16 protein-coding genes are annotated in these 21324 nt (G+C 59.1%); all 16 read right to left on the reverse strand.

Going from position 1 to position 21324, the window contains the following annotated elements; genetic code table 11:
* Nucleotides 1–32: 32 nt before the first annotated feature.
* Nucleotides 33–1112, reverse strand: coding sequence for an acyltransferase family protein (locus REH34_RS28415; RefSeq protein ID WP_311970062.1), 1080 nt, complete (start codon nt 1110–1112; stop codon nt 33–35).
* A 71-nt stretch (nt 1113–1183) separates the two neighbouring features.
* Nucleotides 1184–2047: a hypothetical protein gene (locus REH34_RS28420; RefSeq protein WP_311970063.1), complete on the reverse strand. Its 864-nt coding sequence runs from the start codon at nt 2045–2047 to the stop codon at nt 1184–1186.
* 3 nt (nt 2048–2050) lie between these two features.
* The gene (locus tag REH34_RS28425) at nt 2051–3184 is read right to left on the reverse strand and encodes a hypothetical protein (protein WP_311970064.1); all 1134 of its coding nucleotides are present in this window, start codon (nt 3182–3184) and stop codon (nt 2051–2053) included.
* 37 nt (nt 3185–3221) lie between these two features.
* Nucleotides 3222–4550, reverse strand: a complete 1329-nt coding sequence (locus tag REH34_RS28430; protein ID WP_311970065.1) for an oligosaccharide flippase family protein — start codon at nt 4548–4550, stop codon at nt 3222–3224.
* Nucleotides 4547–5290 (reverse strand): WecB/TagA/CpsF family glycosyltransferase, encoded by a 744-nt coding sequence (locus REH34_RS28435; protein ID WP_311970066.1) that lies wholly within the window; start codon nt 5288–5290, stop codon nt 4547–4549. Before REH34_RS28435 ends, REH34_RS28430 begins: the two co-directional genes overlap by 4 nt.
* Nucleotides 5244–6365, reverse strand: coding sequence for a glycosyltransferase (locus tag REH34_RS28440; RefSeq protein WP_311970067.1), 1122 nt, complete (start codon nt 6363–6365; stop codon nt 5244–5246). Before REH34_RS28440 ends, REH34_RS28435 begins: the two co-directional genes overlap by 47 nt.
* 43 nt (nt 6366–6408) lie before the next feature.
* Nucleotides 6409–7683, reverse strand: a complete 1275-nt coding sequence (locus REH34_RS28445; RefSeq protein ID WP_311970068.1) for a hypothetical protein — start codon at nt 7681–7683, stop codon at nt 6409–6411.
* Nucleotides 7684–7747: 64 nt separating this feature from the next.
* Nucleotides 7748–9985 (reverse strand): polysaccharide biosynthesis tyrosine autokinase, encoded by a 2238-nt coding sequence (locus REH34_RS28450; RefSeq protein WP_311970069.1) that lies wholly within the window; start codon nt 9983–9985, stop codon nt 7748–7750.
* A 91-nt stretch (nt 9986–10076) separates the two neighbouring features.
* Entirely contained in the window at nt 10077–10709 is a 633-nt protein-coding gene (locus REH34_RS28455) for a polysaccharide biosynthesis/export family protein (RefSeq protein WP_311970070.1), read from the reverse strand.
* A gap of 479 nt (nt 10710–11188) precedes the next feature.
* Nucleotides 11189–11953, reverse strand: a complete 765-nt coding sequence (locus tag REH34_RS28460; protein ID WP_311970071.1) for a glycosyltransferase — start codon at nt 11951–11953, stop codon at nt 11189–11191.
* Nucleotides 11916–13196: a hypothetical protein gene (locus REH34_RS28465; protein WP_311970072.1), complete on the reverse strand. Its 1281-nt coding sequence runs from the start codon at nt 13194–13196 to the stop codon at nt 11916–11918. The genes REH34_RS28460 and REH34_RS28465 overlap by 38 nt, the downstream gene beginning before the upstream one ends.
* Entirely contained in the window at nt 13193–15424 is a 2232-nt protein-coding gene (locus REH34_RS28470) for a polysaccharide biosynthesis tyrosine autokinase (protein WP_311970073.1), read from the reverse strand. Before REH34_RS28470 ends, REH34_RS28465 begins: the two co-directional genes overlap by 4 nt.
* On the reverse strand, nt 15414–16784 hold the full coding sequence (locus REH34_RS28475; protein WP_311970074.1) for a lipopolysaccharide biosynthesis protein: 1371 nt from the start codon (nt 16782–16784) through the stop codon (nt 15414–15416). Before REH34_RS28475 ends, REH34_RS28470 begins: the two co-directional genes overlap by 11 nt.
* 10 nt (nt 16785–16794) lie before the next feature.
* Nucleotides 16795–17760, reverse strand: a complete 966-nt coding sequence (locus REH34_RS28480; RefSeq protein WP_311970075.1) for a GDP-L-fucose synthase — start codon at nt 17758–17760, stop codon at nt 16795–16797.
* Between the two features lie 78 nt (nt 17761–17838).
* Nucleotides 17839–18960, reverse strand: coding sequence for a GDP-mannose 4,6-dehydratase (gmd, locus tag REH34_RS28485; RefSeq protein ID WP_311970076.1), 1122 nt, complete (start codon nt 18958–18960; stop codon nt 17839–17841).
* Between the two features lie 109 nt (nt 18961–19069).
* Nucleotides 19070–21250 (reverse strand): polysaccharide biosynthesis tyrosine autokinase, encoded by a 2181-nt coding sequence (locus REH34_RS28490; RefSeq protein ID WP_311970077.1) that lies wholly within the window; start codon nt 21248–21250, stop codon nt 19070–19072.
* Nucleotides 21251–21324 lie beyond the last annotated feature (74 nt).

The following is a 21324-nucleotide window of genomic DNA, read 5'->3' on the forward strand; positions in this document are numbered from 1 at the left end:
TTAGCCTGAATGTTCGACCCTCGCAGCCACCTTCAATGGCTGCTAGTGGGCTGAACAGCCTCAGGTGCGGTCCGGGGAGAATTGCTTTTCACGGGGAGCATCACAGCGCGAAGCAACCGACTGCGCACGACGACTTCATACAAAAGGGCTGACCAAGCCAGGGGTACGACGTAGGCCGCTACACCCACCAATAACGGCGAGTCGATGAAGCGCGGAAGGTTACGCACCAGCAAAAACACCACGGGCAGATGGAATATCAGGATAAACAGGCTGCGTTGACCGACCGCCGAGAAGAAGCCGGTTACCCAAGCCGCGCGCGCGAGTACATCGCACAGGCACAACATCAGGAAAATCCCCGCAACGGCCCTCAAGGGGGAAGTGAGCACGTTGCTGTAAATCCTGAAATTCAGATCGGTGGGCAGCGCGGGCAGGCCGATCAATAAACCCAACGCCAACAGTGCCAGCCCCAACATGGCCGGCGTGCATCGGAAGCGCTTGACCAGGCTGCTAAGGAAATGGCCGCCCAGAAAAAAGAATGACGTCACGAACAAGAGATCGGCGCTGAACGGCAGCCCGCATTCGGCGAGCATCGGGCTGAAGCTGGTCTGGCGGTAACAGGCATGATTGGCGATGGGCTCATCGAAAAGATTGATCGCCAGAAAGCCTAGCGCCGCCAGTACGACCAATAACACCGTCTTCTTGAATCCGTTATCGACCAGCCCTTTGCCGTGAATCAGCAGGCCTGCGGAAAAACCGCAGACCAGCCACAAATGCGGAAGAAACCAGAGTGCCGGCCAGAACAGGGTGAATCCGGTTGCGTAGGTGACCGCCAGTAGAATGCTTTCAAAGGCGACCTTGCCGGTGATGATGCCCACCAGGCCCATGCCCACTGTCACGACAAGTGCGGGCTTGAGCCAGGCATCAGCGTTACGAAGCAGAATTTGCCAGAGGGTCTTGTGCTGAGGGGAAAACACGACGCCGGCGATAAAAAAAAAGAACGGCACCCGAAACGCCGAGAGCGCCGAAGCGATCGCCGGCTGGTGGGCGCCAAAGATGCTGTTGTGGCCCAGCACGACCAATAGAATGCTGAGACCTTTGGCGACGTCGATCATCGGCAGGCGCCGTTGACCGGTTGCCGAGATAGCGGGTGGCGCCACGGGGTGGGGTCTTGTCAGAGGAATCGTCACCGGATTGATCGCCGCGCCAGGGTGCGGCGAAAACTCGGTAGCAACTCACGTACCAGTGCGCCGAATCCCGCCTGCCGGGCGCTGAATCGCAATGCCCAGCCTTCGGCCAGATTGCGTACCGTGTCGGCGGGATAGATGCCGGTGAAAAGCCCGAGCAAGCCCTGGTCCTGGAGCACCGCATGCAGATAACTGCCCTGAGGTGGAGCGACATCCTTGTGGTAGCCGACTTTCTGCAAAATATTATTGAACAAGTGCAGCGTTCTGGCCTTGGCGGCGCGCTCGGCACATTCATCGTAGTGTTCAGGCAGCAGGAACTTGGCCCATTCGTCCGCGCCCAGGGGGCTGAATTCACTGGCCGCTGACAGGGCAGGGCGCTGGCCACTGAATGCCAACGCCTTGGGAATCACATATTGCGTGGCCGCCCAAGGTACGTCGCGGTCCATGAACTCTTTGGTCAAACGTACAGCTTCATCCAGCGTCTTGGCATCGTTGATGCGCAACACGCAGTTGATGATGTGTTCGTTGCCCTCTTCGACGAGCACTTGAGCTGGCCATGGGGTGGCTTGTTTACCCAGCGAGATGACGTCGCAATCGATCCAGGCGGCAGCGGTCTTCTGGAACAAGACCAGGCGAAACAGGTCGGCGAAGTGGGCAATATTCGGCTTGCCATTGGTCACGAAGCGCGGCAGGTAGTCTCGCTCCAGAATATCTGCGGCCGAACGCCACTTGATTCCAGCGTCCAGCGCAGGCTCGCTGAAACTGTAGAACGTTACGTCGTAGCCCTGATTGACGAACGATAACAAGCAGGCTTTTTCAAGCGCGCTGACGGGGCCTTCCCAGAATGTCGCGACTTCCATCATGGCTCAGCTTTCCCTTACGTGTGTGCTCAAGCCCGGCGCAGCAGGGCGGCTCGGCATGAAGATTTCTTCGGTGACTTGGTCCCAGTTCAACACCTGCGAGCGATCGATGCTCGCCCGGTCGAACGAGATCGCCCGTTCGAACGCATTGCACAGCGATTCGGCATCCGCCTGCGGGCTGAACGACAGCACGTGAGGGCGACCCGCTGCGGCGAAATGCGGCGCAACGATGGGCAGCTGGCAGTAGGTGTACTGGACCATCTTGAGGCTGGACTGGCTGATATAGCCCACACTCGGCGCGTCATGGTAAGGCGCGATGCCGATGTCCGCGTGTTGCAGGTAACTCACCAGCGTATCGAACGGCTGCTCGCCATACTCGATGACATTGGCGATCGGCTTAGGCAGTCGGGCCTTCTTGCCGAACACATGGAAGGTCCAGTCCGGGAAGTGGGTAGCGAGCCGCTCTATCACATCCGGGTTGAACAGCATGTCACCGACACTGATAGCGTTTTTCGGCGTGCTGAACGGAGAGGGTGTCGGCACATCGAAAATCGATGTATCCAACCCCGGCGGAATGTACCGGATCGGGGCGGCGGCCGGAAAACTGTCACGCATGACGGCGGCTGGCACGCGGATGCTTTCAAAGTGGGCGAGCGCGGCACGCTCGGCGACTTGCACCATCGGGTGAAAGGTCAAGGTCTCGAGCAGATCGCTTACGGTGTAGATCAGCCTGGCGTTCGGCGCCAACTTGCGAAACGCTTCGACCAGCGTCAGCCCCACGCCGCTTTCGACAATGATGATATCGGCCTGTTTGACGCGAGCGGTCACCGCCTCGGGCAGCAACTTCGCATACAACGAGAACAGCGGCGCCGTCAGTGCATCGAGCACCGGCTTGTTCAGGCTGAATGGGTGAAAAAGCGGCCGCCAGACGAATTTGTCGATGGCCGGCGTCAGCGCAATCCAGGCGTTGTAGGGCGCGGTGAACAAGCGATGGTTTTTCTTGAATTGCGTCGCACGACTCAGGCCTACCGTCATGAAGTCGACGTGGCAGCCTTTCTTCTCGAGGCTCTCGGCCCAGAAGTGAAAATCGACTTTCCTGCCCGCACTGGCATCGTGGCCAGACACAAAAAATACGTTCAAACCGTATACCTCTTTGAGCTGCTCGCCATTGAATCCATCAGCGCAGCAGGCCTCTGGCGGTCATGCCGCGGAGTGTGAAGACGAACAGGGCAGCGCCCAGCATGGCCATGGCGGCCCCGAGCAACCCCAGAAACGGCGCCATCGCCGAGATCAGCAGTGCTGAAACCACCATGGCGCAGATCGAGATTGCCGCAATACGGCGGTCTTGATGATGAGCGTAAAGGACATTGTCGGCGGCCTCCGAGATCGTGCGCAGCACTGTCGCACCGAGCATCAGGGCAAATACCAGCTGATGCTGGTCGAGCTTGGCGTTGTTCAGATAGTGGAGGACCCACGGCAGCAGTGTCGCCATGAAGATCGCCAGGCCGATGCTCCAGAGCCCGACTTCCTTGAACATCTTCGCGCAGGCGGCCCTGATGGCCGGCTTGATCCCTTCGTTGACCGCCGCGATGATCCGCGGCGCCAACGGGTTGGTCACTGCGGTAAACACAAGATTGTTGACGGCGTTGGTCAGCGACCAGAAAAACGTATAGATGCCGGTGGCCTCAAGCCCCAGAAAAGTGCTGACCAGGAACCGGTCGGAGTACAGCGCGCCGGCGTTGCCGATCTCCGCCACATAGAAGTTGCGCCCGCGCACGAGCAGCTCTCGGGCCAGGCTGCGATCAAAGTGCAGCAACGTGTGATAACCGCGCGACAGCGACAGGCCGGCGAGCAACAGCATGACTGCCAACAGTGCCGCCAACCAGAATGCCATGATGCCATGCACGGTGCGCAGCTGCGGCTCGAACCAGGCGCAGACGATAAATACCAGCGGCCATGCCCCTGAACGCAGGAACAGCAGCGTAGCTGCGAAGGTCGTCCTGAATCGAGCCATCAACAGGGTGTTCAGGTCGGACGAGATGTTCTCGAGAATCAGAATGGCCGACACCAGCAAAATCAGCAGCAGGTCAGTCGACGGCAGCCAGAACGCCAGGCCGATCGCGGCCAGCGGTGTGAGTACCGCGTGCAGAGCGAGGGTGATCCCCACCCGCGTGCAGGCGATGCGTATACCTTGCGCAGTGCTGGCGCCGACACAGTTGCGTCCGGCCGGGCCATTCAAGCCCAGGCCCAGCAGCGATGGAACGATGGTGGCGCCCACCGCGATCAAACCGTACAAGCCAAGGTCCGAGAGGCTCATTTCCTTGGCGATAAACAGCGTCAGCAAAAACTTCGATGCCAGGCCGCCAGCCCGCAGGCCGAGCAGGAACAAGGTAAGGAACAGTTTTTTGAACGAGCGCCCACCCGGCGCTGGCGCGTAGGCGTCCACGCCTGCTTCGCTGGCCATCGCAGCGGATGAATCCGTGGCCACGCTGGCGTCTGCTTTCATTTATTGGCGACCAGGTAATAAAAGAACTTGGGAATGCCCAGCACATAGCGCGCAAATAGCCGCTGTGGCTCGCGGATCAGCCGGAACAACCATTCGAGGTTGAACTTGCGCATCAGGCTTGGCGCCCGCTCGAAGCGCTGAGCTTGAAAGTCGATGATTGCACCACCGCAGACCACCAGGATGGCACCGTTGCTGCTTTCGCGCAGGCGCCAGGCGAGGTGTTCCTGCTTGGGCATGCCCATGGCAAGTATCACGATGGAAAGTGCTTCCGGGCGCCCCCATTTCTGCACATATTCGACGTACTCGTCGGCAGGGTGAAAACCGTGCAACAAGTGGCATTCACGCCCGTGCAGAAGTTGCCGAGCACCTTCTTCAAGCCATGGCGATTCGGTGCCGAATATGAAGTAGTCGACATCGACGGCGCTGGCGTGGGACTGATTGATCAGGGCCGGAATGAAGTCGGTACCATTGAGATTGGCGCCTGGCTCCAGCTTGTTCCACTGACAAGCCAGTTTTATCCCGGCACCGTCGCGCAACAGGTAATCGATATTGCCAAAGCTTTCGAGCACCGACGGGTTCTCGACCGCAAGGTTGTAACCATGCTGGTTGAGAAAGCCCAATACGTGGCGAGATTTGCTTTGTAATAGATTGCTGATGAACAGATCGAGCTGACCGTCTTTCAGAATATGCAGCTTATCGATAAGCGCGGACGCTTTTCTCAAGGGTACTTTCGTAGACATTAAAAATCTCCTCCGATACTGCCGTCCAGGAAAAACGTCTCGCATAATGAGCCGCGTTTGCTGCCGTTGCAGAAGACCAGTTAGCAATCAACTTCTGGTATTGAATGTCAAAATTATCGGCGCCCACTTCGAAGGTGACGCCTGCCTCGGAGTCACGGACAAAGTCGCCAAACGAAAGCGGGTCCGTCGACAAGAATGGAATGAGCCCATAGGACATCAATTCGACGACCCCCAGGCCAAACCCTTCGTATGCCGAAGCGCTGACGGTGGCCTTGGCACTGATAATCGCGTCGGCGATTGCCGCGTCGTCGATATCCAGCAGCAACTTGACCCGAGCGCCGCAGTCGAGCTTGTCGATCAGCGCCTGCAATTGTTGAGCATCGCCGGTCTTGCTCCGGCCGATTATCTTCAGCAGGCCACTGGGGCTGGCCAGCCCCGCATAGGCTTCGATCAACCAAGCGAGGCGCTTGTTGGAGCTGAAGCGTCCCAGGTAGATCAGATCATCGGTGGTGGCGACCGGACCACCATTGCCTTCACCGAATTTTTTGAGGCGAATACCATTGTTGACCATGACGCAACGGGCGAAGATTTTCTCGAAAACCGCCTGGTCATTGGTGCTGTTGCAGATCACGCCATCCACACCGCTGAGCGTGAAGCGCGTCACCGTATTGAAGAACAGCTTTTTGAGCCATTGGTGTTTCTGTGTATGGAAAAATCCACCGTGGGTACAGAGCACCAGGGTCGCCTGCAAGCGGCCAAGTCGTTTCATCAGCGACAGGTAGTCGATGAAAAAATCCACGGCATGCACGTGGACCAGGTCCATGCTGTTCAGCAGGTCCAAGTCCAGGGTCGCAATGGGGTAGCGCATCGATCCACGCCATGGCACCCGGCGTATCTCGATACCCATGTGTTGATCGACTGCGGGCAATTGTTCGCCGGTTTGAAAGTCCGTATTCAAGGTGATGACAACTACATCATGACCTTTGGCGCGTTGTTCGATCGCCAAATTGTAGGTGTAATCTTCAAGGCCTCCTACACTGGGGTAGTACTGCCTGACGACGTGTGCAATCTTCATGAATCTCACCTTGTGCAGCCCGGGAAGTGAACGCCGCAGTTTTTCAGACACGGCGTTTCAAGGCCCTGCCTGGTAATTGAATATGGGCGGTTGCCATGAACCCGACCAGCAGCCATAGCGGCGCACCGACCTTGATGGAGAACGTTGCAGTGCCGGACACCAACAAGTTGATGAACATATACAACGCCAGGCTGTTGGCGCAGCGCTTCTGTGCGGGTGTGATCTGTGGCACGACCAATGAAACGAATAGCCAGAACAGCACCATGCCGAAGATCGTGCTGGAATAGATAAGGTAGGGGTAACCGTTGTCCGCCAGCATCTTCAGGTTATCGATACTGGTGCCGAAATATTCCGGCATGCCCATGTGCGTCAGGACATAACCGGTAAATGAAGTCCGGCCAATAAAATCGTCGCCCCGCGCATAGGGATACAGGGTGTAGATGAAGATCCCCAAGGCGATGATGATCGGCGCGAGCAGCACGTTGGAATACCGCGGAATGCGCGGGTAGAGGTAGTACCCGAACACCGAGAGCACCAGCAGAATAGAGGTGGTCCGGGTGTTGTTCGACAGCACCACCAGCAGGATGGTCAAGATGTGCAGCAGCTTGACCTTGATGCCGATTTGCGGCCAGAGCGACAGCAGCAGAATGCACAGTGCCGCGGCATAGTTGGCCAGCGACACTTGCTCGAGAAAGATCGAGGATGTCCGCGGGCCGGTGAAGATGCCGTAGGAAAAGCGACCCTCGAAGCCCAAGGCATTCTTGAATATGCCGGAGTCGTCGTAGCTCAGCTCCTTGAACCCGCGGGTGTTGATGTAATAGTTGGCAGGCTTGAGCAGTGCGGCATACGAACTGACATCACTGAGTTCCAGTATCAGCACCCCCAGCACCAAGAGCGTACAGGCCAGGAACGCTGCCTTGATGGTCGCCACGTTGGCGCTTTTGCCAAGCCCTATGTACACGCCGACAATCAGAATGTTGCGGAACGCATCCAGATAGATCCGCTGGTTGAGCATGCCGATCACCAGGCTGATGATCAGGAAACTGCCAACGAAATACAGCACGTTGCGATCGGTCGTCTTGATCCCGCGCTTCCACCAGACCAGCAATCCCGCACCGAGCACCGAGATCTCGAACACCACGACCATCGAGACGTTGACGGCGAAGATATGCGCATTGATGAACGCCAATATCGCGTTGTAGGCCAGACCCAGGAAGGTCAGCACCACGATGGTCCAGTCGATACGTTCTGCCGTCACAGGTGTAGCGATGACGTTGGCGTTGCTCATGACGATCGGGCGTGCCAGTCGCTGCTCCATCAGGTTGTGCTCTCATCTGGGTAAGTAGTGGGCGCCTTGGCGCCATGGCCACTGCGGTACGCGGTCAGCTCGGCACCGAGGCGCTGGCGCTGTAGTCGTAATAATCGTAGTAACCATCGAAGCGCTGACCGGTCCTGAGCGATTTCTTGATATCGACATGGTTGACGATGACACCCCGCAAAGGCGCCCGGTGTTGCAACAGTTGCGCGACGGCTTTTTCGACCAGCGAGCTGCGGGTCGTGGGGGACTTGACCACCAGAATCGTCGAGTCGGCCAATGTCGAGAGCACCACGGCATCGCTCACCGCTTGTACTGGCGGCGTATCGATGACGATGCGACGGTATTTGCCCTTGAGCAATTCGAGTGCCTTGGCAAAACGCGGCGATGACAGCAACTCCAGCGGTGAACTGGTACCTGAACCGGCACACAGGACATCGATTCCCTCCACTTCCTGAATGCACTCGGCCAGCGTCGCGCTGCCATTGATCAGGTCGGTGAGGCCCACACGCCCTTTGGCGAAACCAAACGCTTCGCCCACGGTAGAGCGACGCAGGTCGGCGTCGATCAGCAGGACCTTTTCCATTTTTCCCAACGCGCGCGCGAGGTTGATCGACACGGTGGTCTTGCCTTCGCCGGGAATCGACGAAGTCATGACGATCACCTGCAGGTGCCGATCAGCGGGGTTGGCCAGGATCACGCCGGTGCGGATGCTGCGAATCGCTTCGCTGAAGCGATGATGGTTGTGATCATTGAATACTTTGGCCAAGTCCTTGCGCTTGCGACGTTTCATCAACGGCACGATGCCCAGGACTGGCAGGTTGAGGCGGTTTTCGATCTGATCGATGCTGCTGAAAGTGTTTTTCAACGCATCGCGCAGCAGCGCCAGGGCGCAACCCAGGAACAACGACAGCAGGAAGGCGAGGGCGACGAGCACGGGCTTGTTGGGCTTGACCGGCTTGTTCGGCACGGCGGCCAGGTCGATGATGCGCGTGCTGTTCGAGGCCAAGTCAGCGGTGGCGGTCGTTTCCTTCAGGCGATTGAGAAAGGTGTCGTACAGCTGACGGTTACTGTCGACTTCTCGCTGCAGTGCCTGAAGCTTGAACTCTTTGCGCGAGATGTCCTGAATCTGGGATTTATTGGTATTGACCGACGCTTTAAGCGAGCTCTCGTTGGCGGCGGCGAGCTGGTAATTACGCTCGATACCGGCGACGACCTGTTCGACCTGACCGCGCAAGCTGGCGGTTGCCGCATCCAGTTCGGTGCGAGCGGAATCCACAGCAGGGTGGCGTGGACCGTAGCGGCTGGATAGCTCCAGCAGCTTGGAGTTGGCTCTGGCTTGATCGGCCTTGAACTGGCGAACCACCGGGTCGGCCATGACGGCCGGCACGGTGACCAGTCGTTGCCAATTGTCCTGGCCAAGCCCCTGTACCTGGCGGTATTCGCTTTCGGCTTCGGCCCGGGCGCGGCGGGCATCGATCATGCGTTCGCTGGTCATCGACAGTTCAGTCGCACTGATGGTGCTGACACCTTGAACGTCGACCAGATTCTCGGCTTCGCGGTAGGCCTGCAGGCGAGTCTCGGACTCTTTCAACTGCTCGGCCAATTCCTTGATACGGCCGTTCATCCACACGCTGGCGGATTCGGACATGCCGATGTTGGCTTTCGCCTGCCCATCGATATAGGCCTGCACCAGCGTATTGGTGGCAAGTGCAGCCTTGTTGGGATCGACCATTTCAACCTGAACCTTCACCAGCTGGCTTTTGCCCTGGGGATCCACGGTCACGGTGTCCATGAATTGGCGGGTGACGCTGTCGAGCAACGGGGTGGCCGTCTGTACCTGCGTGGTGCTGTTCAAGCCAGGGAACACCTTGGCCAGGCCAAGGCTTACCAGTGTGCGCTTGATCAGGCTGTCGGATTGCCCCGGTGTGCCGATCTTGAACACCGGATCACTGGTGAAGCCAAGTGTCTGGACCACTTGAGTCGCCAGCGAACGGGACCGGATGATTTCGGCCTGGGTTTCGATGTATTGGCTGTTGCTGCGCTCGCCGCCGCCAGCGGTATCGAACGACACCACCTGCTTCTTGCTATCGTCCATCAGCAATGTGGCCGTCGCCCGGTAGACGGGCGTCATGACGGTGACCGCGACCACCGCCATCAGCGTCACGAAGATGACCAGGGCGGCGATACTGAACTTGCTGTTCCAGATCACGCGCCACAGCTTCATCAGTTGAATGGAGTCGTTAGCAGGCTCGACACGCAAGGTGCGCAGGCCTGTATGGAGGATTTGAGGGTGGCTGTCCATGATCAACTATGCTCTTGATGAAGTGCGCACGCACGGATGCGTACTGGTCTACCCGAATGGCGGGCTGCCCCGTTGTGTAGCGATCTGCGAATCAGAAAAAGCCTTCAGGCACGGTGATGGTGTCACCGGGCAGGAGAGGCGTATCCAGGCTGGCTTTTTCCACGGGTTTGGTGTTGCCCTGGTCATGCGCGATGGTGATCTTGCTGTCCGAAGCACGCTCGGTAAAGCCGCCCGCCAGTGCCACTGCCCGCCCTAACGTGAGGCCTGGCTGGAAGGGATAGCCACCGGGCTTGGTCACTTCGCCGCTGATAAAAAAGTCGCGGTATTGCACGACACTGACCGAGACCTTGGGGTTGACCAGATAGTCGCCTTTGAGCTTGCTGATCAGAGTCTGCTCGATCTCGGCGGCAGTCCGGCCTTTGGCCTGCACCTCGCCAATAAATGGGTAACTGAAGGTGCCGGCGTCGGTCAGACCTATCTTCTCGAAGCTCAGGTCTTTTTCACCGAACACGCTGACACTGATGACGTCGCCGGAAGCAAGTTTGTACTCGGCGTTTCCTGCGGCAATTGCTGATTGAGCAAGGCTCGACAGTCCTGCGAAAAACAATGCGCACAGCAGGCGAATGATCATGGGAGAGGATCGCTCTTTTGAAGATGAATGTAAGTCGAACACAAACGCACGGCCAGCGACTGGCTCGCAGGCAGCTGTAGCGTGTGTGGTCATAAAACAACGGCTGGATCAATACGAGGTGAAGCGGTTGAGTTTCGGCCATGCTACCGCCCCAAGATTGGTCGTCAATTCTTGAGAACGGGCCCAAATCACCAGACGCATTGCACGTGAATGCGCTGACGTTTGCAGGGCTGACAGGGAAAAGGTGTGGCTGGAGTCGAAGACTCCTTATTGTTTTAGCGCTGTTCGATGACAGCGTCGTGGCAACCTGAGCAGCAGCGCCAGAAATATGTCGGTTATGCTAGCGTTATGACATCAGATTCACTGATGTGTTCCATAATAGAGACGGCACACCACTGGAGCAAGTAACAAAGTGAATTAACGTCAAAAAAATTCCAGTTATTTATTGGGCGCAAAAACACTTTTTATCAAGGCGCCAGAATTAAGTCGAGCGCGTATTGTCATGTTGCTGGCGTCAAATTACGGGGTCAAAAAACCTGTGTTTTCAGCGGTCTGACCCATGCTACGGCCCGTCATGAACTGCTGGGCGCGCGCCATATCTTGGTGTGCGTGTGCACGAAGTGCATGAAGTAAAGTGCACCGGCGCGCAGGGCCGAGTGTTTGAGGAAACGCTGGCGAATGATTCGGTCTTCCTTCAGCGCATCGAACCGCCGAGTTTGCGAAATACCTGTCGAATCAAAGTTGCACAGTGTGATCGGCAGACGCAGTATTTCTTCACCGAGGTCCATGCCGGATACAAACTCAATGATCATGCAGTAGTCCGCCGACAGTTTATATTCGTCGCGAAAACGGACCGTGCTCAACCGCTGGTTTTCGAAGTACATGGCCTGGTGGCTGGTGGGCATGCCCAAATGCAAGTGACTGATCGCCTTGCCCGCCACTGGCGTGAGTTTTCCTGTTGCATCCTCCAGGCAATAGTCGCCATAGACATAACGCGGTACGCAACCCGCTGCTTGGATCGCGTGCGCCACCTGCTTGAGCACGTCGGCATCGTGAAACGTGTCGCCACTGTTCAGGAACAGCGTGTAGCCAGGTGTCGTTACAGCGCTAGCCAAGCCTTTGTTCATTGCATCGTAAAGACCCTTGTCGCGCTCCGAGGTGATTTCGGCGCGGGGGTCCTGGACGTTACCGAGCCACTCGACGCAGCCATCGGTCGAGGCGCCATCCATCACGATCCAGCGAAAGTGCTGATACGTCTGCGCGGCGATGCTCGCGTAGGTCTTGATCAGTCCAGCGAGATTATTGCGGTTGATAGTGACGATGCTGAACTGGACCATTGGCCGCAGGCTCCTGATGAGTTGACGTCGTAGCGGCCGTTGGCTGCCGAGCGAGGTAAAGGAAAATAGCCGCCGAGATCCCCGAGATCTCACCGCCGTACATGATCGAGTTGGACAGCACCAGGTTGAAAAAAGCGAAGGTGAAATCCAATTTGAAAGCAGCGAGCAGATCACCCTGGGCTCGGCACTGACGCATGATTCGCCAGAAGCCGATGTAGTAGAGCAGGGCAATGAACGGAGTCAGTATGCCGAAGCGATAGTACACGCCCAGGATGCCCACATCCGACAGGTAGAAATACGAACTGTAGAGGCTTGAGAAACCGCCCTCCCATTGCAGCGAAAGAGCGCCCATGCCGGTAAACCAGTGGCTTTGCACCTCGCGCAGAATGATGGAGATAGTGGTCGCGCGCACACTGGGCGAGTCAGCGGCCTCTGATACCAGCGCCGTGAGTTTTTCATATTGATTGATGAAAAACTCCGGCTTGATGGCATACGCCACCAGCAGCAACCCAAACGCCATGGCGGCCATCTTCAACAGCATCGCGGGGCGATCGCGGAAGATCCACATTGCCCCTGCCGCCCAGATGACCATCACGTTGCGCGTCTGGTTGACCAGCCACAGATCGGCGGCGAACGCCAGTAGCAGGATCACCTTCCACGCCGTGATGCGACGTTTGAGGCTGTACATCAACATGAAGGCGCACAGCGACAGATAGCCGGTACCGATCCGGTACCGATCCGGACGTAGCGGATTGTTGCCGAAATCCTTCTCGTCAACGTTGAAGCTGACATTGGTATTGGGCGATACGATCCCCAGGTAATAGCAGAAGCCGACCACCACACAGGCCAAACCTGAAATCAGGAAGAACTGTTCGAGCTGGCGTTGCGTTGGCTGCAACTTGATCATCAGGAAGTAGAACGGAAAAAACAGCAGGTACAGGAAACTGCGCCGCTCTTCGAGCAGGCCATACAAGATCGGCTGACCGAGGCTCAGGTGAGCCAGCACCGCCGACAGGCTTGGCAAGCCCAGCCCGAAAATCATGATCCACACTGCAGTGCGCGAGTGGTGGACGCGTTTCCAGGTCACCATCAGCAGCAGCGCGCTGGCCAGCACCAGGACGATGAACAGCTCGCGCAGGTAGGGGATGCCGGCTTTCTTGTCATCGGTCAAGAACAGGCAGGACGAGTCCAGCAGCAGTATCAGCAGCAAGATGTTGCGGGTAGCGAACAATGTCCTGATCACGACGACGGTCTCGTACGAGTAGCGGCCGTAGGTTCGGCCTCTGCCATTGACATGCCCTTCAACGCCTGCAGGGGTATGCGCTGCGGCTGTTGCGGGAGGAGGTTGTCGGGATCGGCCTGGTTGAGCACGATGCCGAAAAACGTCGCGCCGCTGCGTTGCAGGTGCGCGATACCCTTGCGCACCAGCGATACTGCGGTGCTATCGGCTTTGATCACGTAGATCACACCGTCGGCCTGATGGGCGAGCAAGGCGCTGTCGCTGACCGAAAGCGTCGAAGGCGAGTCGATGATCACCCGATCGTAGCGAACGGCCCACTGCGCCAGCAGCTCGGCAAAGCGCGTGCTGGTCAGTATGGCCTGCGGATCGTGAGGCGACGTCCCTGCCGCGATCACGTCGATGTTGCCGTCGCGATGCAGACATTCGGAAACCAGCGCACGATCCGCCACCAGGTCGGCAAGGCCAGGTTGGCGGGGGTTCATCCCCAGTCGCTCGGCCAGCGCGGGGCGCCGCAAGTCGGCTTCGATCAGCAATACTTTTTGCAGCTTGCTCAACGCGAAAGCCATATTGGCGGCAACGGTGCTTTTGCCTTCCCCAGGTATGGATGACGTCACCAGCAGCACTCGGCTGTCGAGATGGCGGTCGGTCAGCGTTACGCAAGTGCGCAAGGTGCGAATACCTTCACAGAACCCAGGGTCCTGGTCGCGCTCGAAGCAATATTCAGCGGTGCGTCTGGCGCGGCGGGCGATGCGCGGCAGCACGCTCCAGAGCGGCAGATCAATCTTGCCCGTGAGGTCTGCGGCGGTATTGAAGGTCTGATGCAGCCGCCCGCGCAGCAGCGCCCATGCGGTGCCCAGCATCAGCGCCAGGAGCGCTGCGGTGAACAGCACGGTGGCCTTGCGCGGGCCGCTCGGTTGAGTGCTCAGGGCTGCGTCAATGACGCGAACGTTGCGCACGTCGACGTTCTTGCCGGCTTCGGTTTCCCGCAATTGACGATCGAACGCGTTGTACGTGTTGCGATCGTTGTCGACGGCACGGCTCAGCGCCTGCAACTCGAATGATTCTCGGGAGGCGGTTTGCAGTTGGGCCTTGCTGGCATCTACGGCATCACGCAGCGCACTTTCATTGGCCAGCGCGAGTTGGTAGTCGTTAGTGATACCGGCGCACACCTGGGCCACTCGGCTGCGCAAGCTGGCGTTCGCCGTGCTCAGCTCGGCCTGAGCGGCCAACAGCGCAGGATGGGCGCTGGCATAGCGGGCACTGAGTTGCTGGACCTTGGCATCGGCTTTGGCCTGAGCAGTCTTGAGCTCCTGTACCAACGTGTCGGCAAGTACGGCAGGGACGTTGGCGAGTTGCTGCCAGTCCTGCGCGGGGATCGCCTGCAGCTGGCGGTATTGGCTCTCGGCCTCGGCGCGCTGGCGGCGTGCGTCGATCAGATGTTCGGTGTTGAGCGTGAAGTCATTCAGGCCCTGGGTATTGGAACCGTCGATGTCGGTCAAATGGTGCGCTTCGCGATACGCTTGCAGGCGCGCTTCGGAGGCTTGCAACGAGTCACGCAGTTCGGCCATGCGGCCCTTCATCCATTGGCTGGAACCGGATGCGGCGCTTTGGTGCAGCTGTTGCAGGCGCTGCACGTAACCTCGGGCCAAGGCATTGGCGACGGTGGCGGCGAGTTGTGGATCCTGCAACGTGACGTCGATCGACAGGACGCGGCTTTCACCGGTGATGGCGACCGTGGTTCGATCCATCAGCAATTCGACTGCCTTGGCGAAGGCCTTCGCATCCCGTGCATCTGCATCGCCTGAATTCACCGGGCCGAGCCTGGGGCCCTGCACGGCGGTGCGCAGGCGCGTGGCCCAGGTTTGTTGCTGGCGGATATCAAACAGCGGGTGGGTAGCGAGATTCAGCTCGCGGACCACGCTTTCTGCGACCCCTCTGCTCTGGATCAGGCTGACCTGCGTCTGCAGCATTTCTTCCGACCGCGCCGCTGACTCATGGGCCTGGGCTGCGAGCCAGGGCTTGGACGCCAGGGGTTGGACCAACAGCGTGGCGCGTGCAGTGTAAAGCGGATCAATAGCGACGATCAGCAGACTGGCGCAGGCCAGGAACGCCAGTAGCAGGGCGCCGATCGCCGTCCTGCGTGAGCGCACCGCTCGCCAGGTCTTGCCCAGGTCGATGTAGTCCGGATGGGCGGTGGAGGTTGCAAAGCGCGAGACCGGTCTATTGGCCATCCTTGCACCTCGAGCGGTCCAGGCGGCGTGCTTCGTGCAATACCATGGCGATGACGAAAAGGCTGATCACGCTATTGGCTGCACCATACGCAATCACTACCCCGACCGGGCTTTGATACAACGCCGCGCCTGCCAGTGCTGCGGCGATACGCAGGGCAGTACTGGCGACTTCGACTGCCAGATACCGGCCCTGCAGGTTCAGCGCTGGGATCGATACCGTGCAGGGGCGTGCGGTAAAGCCGATGAACTCCGCCAGTGCCAGCCAGCGGGCGAACTCGCCGGCCTGCTCCCATGGCGCACCGAATGCAATGACGAACATCTGCGGGCCGAACAGCATCAACGCGCCGAACGGCAGCAGGCCGATCAGTCCAAGCCCTGCGACGCCCTTGGCCAGCAGCGGCAGCAAGCGTTCGCCGGCATGGATGGCCTTGATCACCCGCGGATAGTAAACGTCGCCCACCGATTTACCCATGAGGTTGGTGGGCATGCTCAGCACCTGTGCACACAGGGCGAAGAAACCTGCCGGGATGGCCCCGAACGAGGCCGCCAGGACCAAGGTCGGCATGTTGTAGCCCAGCGCATTGATCAGCACTTGTGGGGCGCGGAACAGTGGGAAGTCGCTGTAGCGCTTGATCAGCGATCTACTGTCCTCGATCGCTGCCTCTTCGACCTCTGGTGCGGCCGCGGCGGGGTGCGCGGCTTTGCCTTTGCTCAAGCCCATGGCGCCCAGTAGCACTGACGCATACATGGCGTGATATAGCGCCGTGGTGATCACCAGCACGGGTGCCGACGCGCTGACGAGGCCCGCCAGACTGCGCATCGAGTTGTAGCACAGGGCGTGCACGGTAGCGCCGCCTGCGGTGAGGCTGAAGCGCTGCTCGCGGTAAAGCCATTGCTGAGTGATCTCGAGCACCGCGCCGCTGAACATCGCCAGGGGCAACAACATCAGATAGGGCGCGAGGATGCCGAAGCCGGTGAGGTCAGCCAGCGCGCTACCCCAGAAGAACAGTACGACGCCCAAGGCTACCGCTATCGCCAACGCCACCATCAACGAAAGACGCACCAGAGCCTTGGCATCGGATACCCGCCGGGGCAGGGCGATCGCCATCGGCCAGGTCAGGGCGGCCACGGGAATCAGGACCATGCTGATGCTCGAAAAGGTGCCCAGCACCCCGAACGCGTCAGGACCGTAGATACGCATGACGATCGGAATCATCGCCAGGTTGATGGCTTGTGCAAATGCGGTGCCCGAGACTGCCGTCAGGATCTGCCGGAACAGCGGGCTTTGCCGGGCTTTGGCGAGCCATTGGCGCAGGCTGAGTGAATCAGTCGCAACGCCAGACAACTGGGGATCAGCCATAGATGTGTACTCAGCCTCGGGCGTGTTGCTGGTTGTCCACGAACCATTGATAGGCATCGCGCAAGCCGTCCTCGAGGCTGATGCGTGCAGCCCAGCCCAGCGACGTCAGGCGTGAAACATCCATCAGTTTGCGGGGTGTGCCATCCGGTTTGCTGCTGTCGAAACTCAGCCGTCCGGTGTACTCGGTCACCCGTACAAGGGTTTGCGCGAGTTCGCGGATGGTGCAATCGACACCGGTACCGACGTTGATGTGCGAGAGCATTGGCGAGGTGTGGGCATCGTAGGTGACGCGATCGAGGTTCATCACATGGACGCTGGCCGCAGCCATGTCGTCGACGTGCAGGAATTCACGCATCGGGTTGCCACTGCCCCAGATCACCACTTCCTCGTCGCCGCGTTGCGTCGCTTCATGAAAACGACGCAGCAGAGCGGGAATGACATGGCTGTTTTCGGGGTGATAATTGTCGTGCGGCCCGTACAGATTGGTCGGCATCACGCTGCGATAATCGCGACCGTACTGACGGTTGTAGCTTTCGCACAGTTTGATCCCGGCGATCTTCGCCACGGCATAGGGCTCGTTGCTGGATTCCAGTACGCCGGTCAGCAGCGCATCTTCACGCATAGGCTGCGGGACATCGCGCGGATAGATGCACGAGGAGCCGAGGAACAGCAGTTTGTCCACGCCGTGGCGGTGGGCGGCCTGGATCACGTTGGCCTCGATCATCAGGTTCTGGTAGATGAACTCGGCCGGGAACGTATTGTTCGCGTGGATGCCACCGACCTTGGCGGAGGCCAGATAAACCTGATCGATACGCTCGGCCGCGAAGAACGCCTCGACATCGGCCTGGTTTATCAGGTCGAGCTCAGCGTGGGTGCGAGTGATCAGTTCGATCGGTTGCTGTTCGAGCTGACGCACGATGGCCGTACCGACCATCCCGCGGTGACCCGCGACGAATACGCGTGGACGTTGCTGCATCAGGTATTCTCCTGCAAAAAAAGGGCAGAGCGCTGTCGCCGGGCACCCATCATGGGGGCCGGCAACCGGTCACATGGATTATTCGACGGACACCAGCATCTCGTGACCATGCAGCTTGAGCAGTGCGTGGCGTTGGGCGATCTTGAGATCCTCGCGGACCATCTCCGCGCACATCTCCTGCGCGGTGACTTCCGGCACCCAACCCAGCAGGCGCTTGGCCTTGCTCGGATCGCCCAGCAGGCTTTCGACCTCGGCCGGGCGGAAATAACGCGGATCGACGCGCACCAGTGTATCGCCGACCTTCAGGGCCGGCGCCATGTCGCCGTCTATGCGTTCGACGATGGCTTGCTCATCGATGCCCGTGCCTTCGAAACGCAGGGTAATGCCCAACCCGGCAGCGGCCCAGCCGATGAATTCGCGGACGGAGTACTGCACGCCGGTGGCAATCACGAAGTCGTCCGGCTGCTCCTGTTGCAGCATCATCCACTGCATGCGCACGTAATCCTTGGCGTGGCCCCAATCGCGCAGCGAATCCATGTTGCCCATGTACAGGCACGGCTCCAGCCCCTGGGCCATGTTGGCCATGCCGCGAGTGATCTTGCGCGTCACGAAGGTTTCCCCACGGCGCGGAGATTCATGGTTGAACAGAATGCCGTTGCACGCGTACATCCCGTAGGCTTCGCGGTAGTTGACGGTCATCCAGTAGGCATAGAGCTTGGCCACTGCATAGGGCGAGCGGGGGTAGAAGGGCGTGGTTTCTTTTTGCGGGGTTTCCTGCACCAAGCCGTAGAGCTCAGAGGTGGACGCCTGGTAGAAGCGCGTTTTTTTCTCCAGGCCCAGCAGGCGAATGGCTTCGAGCAGACGCAATGTCCCCATGGCATCGACGTCCGCCGTGTATTCAGGCGCCTCGAAACTCACGGCAACGTGGGACTGGGCACCCAGGTTGTACACCTCGTCCGGCTGGATCTGTTGCATCAGGCGGGTGAGGTTGGAGGAGTCCGACAAGTCACCGTAGTGGAGAACGAAATTGGCATTCTCCTGGTGGCGATCCTGATAGATGTGGTCCACGCGTTGAGTATTGAACGACGAGGCACGGCGTTTGATCCCGTGAACTTCATAACCTTTTTCCAGCAGCAGCTCCGCCAGGTAGGAACCGTCCTGACCTGTGATGCCGGTGATCAACGCGCGTTTTTTGTCCATGAGTCTGTACCTGCTCCGGATGAGCATGAAAAGGAGTAGTCCACGGGCAGTCGCCAGTGGCTTGATCAATAGGCCAAGTGGATAGGGCGCCTGGGCAGGCGCCGGTCATTCATGTCGCAGAATGGGAGGGCGTCTGGCTGTAACCGTGATAGTCGTAATACCCGTCGAAGCGGTTGCCAAACTTGCTGGCTTTGCCGATATCCACCTGGTTGATCACGATGCCGCGCACCGGAGCACGGTGCTGCAGCAATTGGCCGACGCCTTTCTCGGCGAGCGAGATGGAAGTCGACGCCGACTTGACGACATAGAGCACCGACTGCGCCAGCGTTGCCAGCACTTTGGAGTCGCTGACCGCCTGGGTTGGCGAGGTATCGATGATGATTCGGGTGTAGCGTCCCTTGAGCGCTTCGAGCGCTTGCGCGAAGCGTGGCGAGGACAGCAGCTCCAGCGGCCGATCAGTCGCGGAGCCGGCGCAGATCACATCGATACTGTCGATGGTGGTCACGCATTTTTCGAACGTCTCGGTGCCATTGATCAAGTTGGACAGCCCTGGCGCGTTGGTCGGCAGACCCAAGGCCTTGGCCAGGGCAGGGCGGCGCAAGTCGGCGTCGATGAGCAGGACTTTCTCCATCTGACCCAACGCTTGTGCAAGGTTGATGGAGACGGTGGTCTTGCCTTCGCCCGGTACCGATGAAGTGATCACGATGACTTGCTGTGGCTTTTCGTAGCCGCTCAACATGACATTGGTACGGATAGTCCGGATCGATTCGTTGAAGCGGGTGTAGCGACCGTGATTGAACATCTTCGCCAGCTGCTTGCGATCACGACGACCCACCAGCGGCAGAATACCGACTACAGGAATATTCAGGTGCTCTTCGACCTGTTCGACGCTTTGGAATGTGTTGTTCAACGCGTCGATCAGCAACGCGACGGCCGCGCCAATGACCAAGCCCATGAGAATGGCGAACGCAACGATCAGCGACTTGCGCGGCTTGATGGGATCGGACGGCGCCATGGCGGCATCGACGATGCGCGTATTGCTGCTGTTGATGTCGGCAGTCGCGGTCGTTTCCTTGATGCGAGTCACGAACGTGTCGTAAAGAGAGCGGTTGCTGTCGACTTCGCGTTGCAGTTCCTGAAGCTTGAATTCCTTGCGGGAAATGTCCTGGATCTGCGACTTGTTGGTATTTACCGACGCTTGCAGCGAGCCTTCGTTGGCAGCGGCCAGTTGATACGTGCGTTCGATGCCGGCGGCGACTTGTTCGACCTGGGCCTTGAGGCTGGCCGACGCTGCGTTCAGCTCGGAGCGTGCGGCGTCCATGGCTGGGTGACGAGCACCGTAGCGGCTGGACAGTTCATCGACCTTGGCCTGGGCTTTGGCCTGTTGGGCCTTGAATTGCTGGACCACCGGATCTGCCAGTACGGCAGGTACGCTGGCCAGCTGTTCCCAGCCACCTTTGCCCATCGCCTGCACTTGACGGTATTGGCTTTGCGCTTCGGCGCGGGCACGGCGCGCGTCGATCATGCGTTCGCTGGTCATCGACAGTTCAGTGGCGCTGATGGTGCCTACGCCTTTGACGTCAACCAGGTTTTCCGATTCGCGATAGGCCTGCAGCCGCGCTTCAGATTGCTTGAGTTTGTCACCCAGCTCGCCAAGTCGGCCGTTCATCCAGTTCGTGGCGGTTTCCGAGGAGCCAATACTGGTTTTCAGTTGGGTCTCGATAAAACCCTTGGCCAGGGCGTTGGCGGCCGCGGCGGCCATCTGTGGGTCGTTGAGATCGACCTGCAGCTTGGCAAGCTGGCTTTTGCCCTGTGGCTCGAGGCTGATCTGGTCCATGAACGCGCGAGTGGTCGCGGCCAGGCGTTGCTCATCGTTGAGTTCTGGGCCGCCCTTGAGTTTCAGCATTACGGAGGCCGGCACGAAGCGCTCCAGGCCGGCTGCGGTCAGCCAATGGCCCAGGGTCATCGCGAAAGAGGATTTTTGCCGGGCGTCGAATTGCGGGCTGTGGGTCAGGTTCAGCTCCTGAACCACACGTTCGGCCAGCGAACGGGATTTCAGCAGCTCGAACTGGGTTTCCATGTACTGGCTGGTGGTGCTGTCTGCGGCAATGGTGTTGTCGAATGAAATCGGCTTGGCGCCTTTTTCGTCGATCATCATCGACACTTGCGCGCGATACACCGGCGTCATCGCGAACGATGCGACCAGTGCAGCGACTGTCACGACGCCCGTAAAGCCTAGAATCGCCGCCTTGCGGTGCCAGATACTGCGCCAGAGCTTCAACAGCTCCATGTCGTCTTCACTCTTTTCCCGAGGCAGGACCTGCGGATATGTAACTGCAACCGGGAGGTTATTTTCCATTATGG

It is taken from the genome of Pseudomonas baltica, from assembly GCF_031880315.1.
Classification (GTDB): Bacteria; Pseudomonadota; Gammaproteobacteria; order Pseudomonadales; family Pseudomonadaceae; genus Aquipseudomonas.

What these genes read in the sequence shown, in the direction of transcription:
- REH34_RS28415 (WP_311970062.1), bottom strand. Translation starts at nt 1,112, where the DNA reads ATGATCGACGTCGCCAAAGGTCTCAGCATTCTATTGGTCGTGCTGGGC.
- REH34_RS28450 (WP_311970069.1), bottom strand. Translation starts at nt 9,985, where the DNA reads ATGGACAGCCACCCTCAAATCCTCCATACAGGCCTGCGCACCTTGCGT.
- REH34_RS28460 (WP_311970071.1), bottom strand. Translation starts at nt 11,953, where the DNA reads ATGGTCCAGTTCAGCATCGTCACTATCAACCGCAATAATCTCGCTGGA.
- REH34_RS28420 (WP_311970063.1), bottom strand. Translation starts at nt 2,047, where the DNA reads ATGATGGAAGTCGCGACATTCTGGGAAGGCCCCGTCAGCGCGCTTGAA.
- REH34_RS28430 (WP_311970065.1), bottom strand. Translation starts at nt 4,550, where the DNA reads ATGAAAGCAGACGCCAGCGTGGCCACGGATTCATCCGCTGCGATGGCC.
- REH34_RS28440 (WP_311970067.1), bottom strand. Translation starts at nt 6,365, where the DNA reads ATGAAGATTGCACACGTCGTCAGGCAGTACTACCCCAGTGTAGGAGGC.
- REH34_RS28475 (WP_311970074.1), bottom strand. Translation starts at nt 16,784, where the DNA reads ATGGCTGATCCCCAGTTGTCTGGCGTTGCGACTGATTCACTCAGCCTG.
- REH34_RS28470 (WP_311970073.1), bottom strand. Translation starts at nt 15,424, where the DNA reads ATGGCCAATAGACCGGTCTCGCGCTTTGCAACCTCCACCGCCCATCCG.
- REH34_RS28445 (WP_311970068.1), bottom strand. Translation starts at nt 7,683, where the DNA reads ATGGAGCAGCGACTGGCACGCCCGATCGTCATGAGCAACGCCAACGTC.
- REH34_RS28480 (WP_311970075.1), bottom strand. Translation starts at nt 17,760, where the DNA reads ATGCAGCAACGTCCACGCGTATTCGTCGCGGGTCACCGCGGGATGGTC.
- REH34_RS28490 (WP_311970077.1), bottom strand. Translation starts at nt 21,250, where the DNA reads ATGGAGCTGTTGAAGCTCTGGCGCAGTATCTGGCACCGCAAGGCGGCG.
- REH34_RS28455 (WP_311970070.1), bottom strand. Translation starts at nt 10,709, where the DNA reads ATGACCACACACGCTACAGCTGCCTGCGAGCCAGTCGCTGGCCGTGCG.
- REH34_RS28435 (WP_311970066.1), bottom strand. Translation starts at nt 5,290, where the DNA reads ATGTCTACGAAAGTACCCTTGAGAAAAGCGTCCGCGCTTATCGATAAG.
- gmd (WP_311970076.1), bottom strand. Translation starts at nt 18,960, where the DNA reads ATGGACAAAAAACGCGCGTTGATCACCGGCATCACAGGTCAGGACGGT.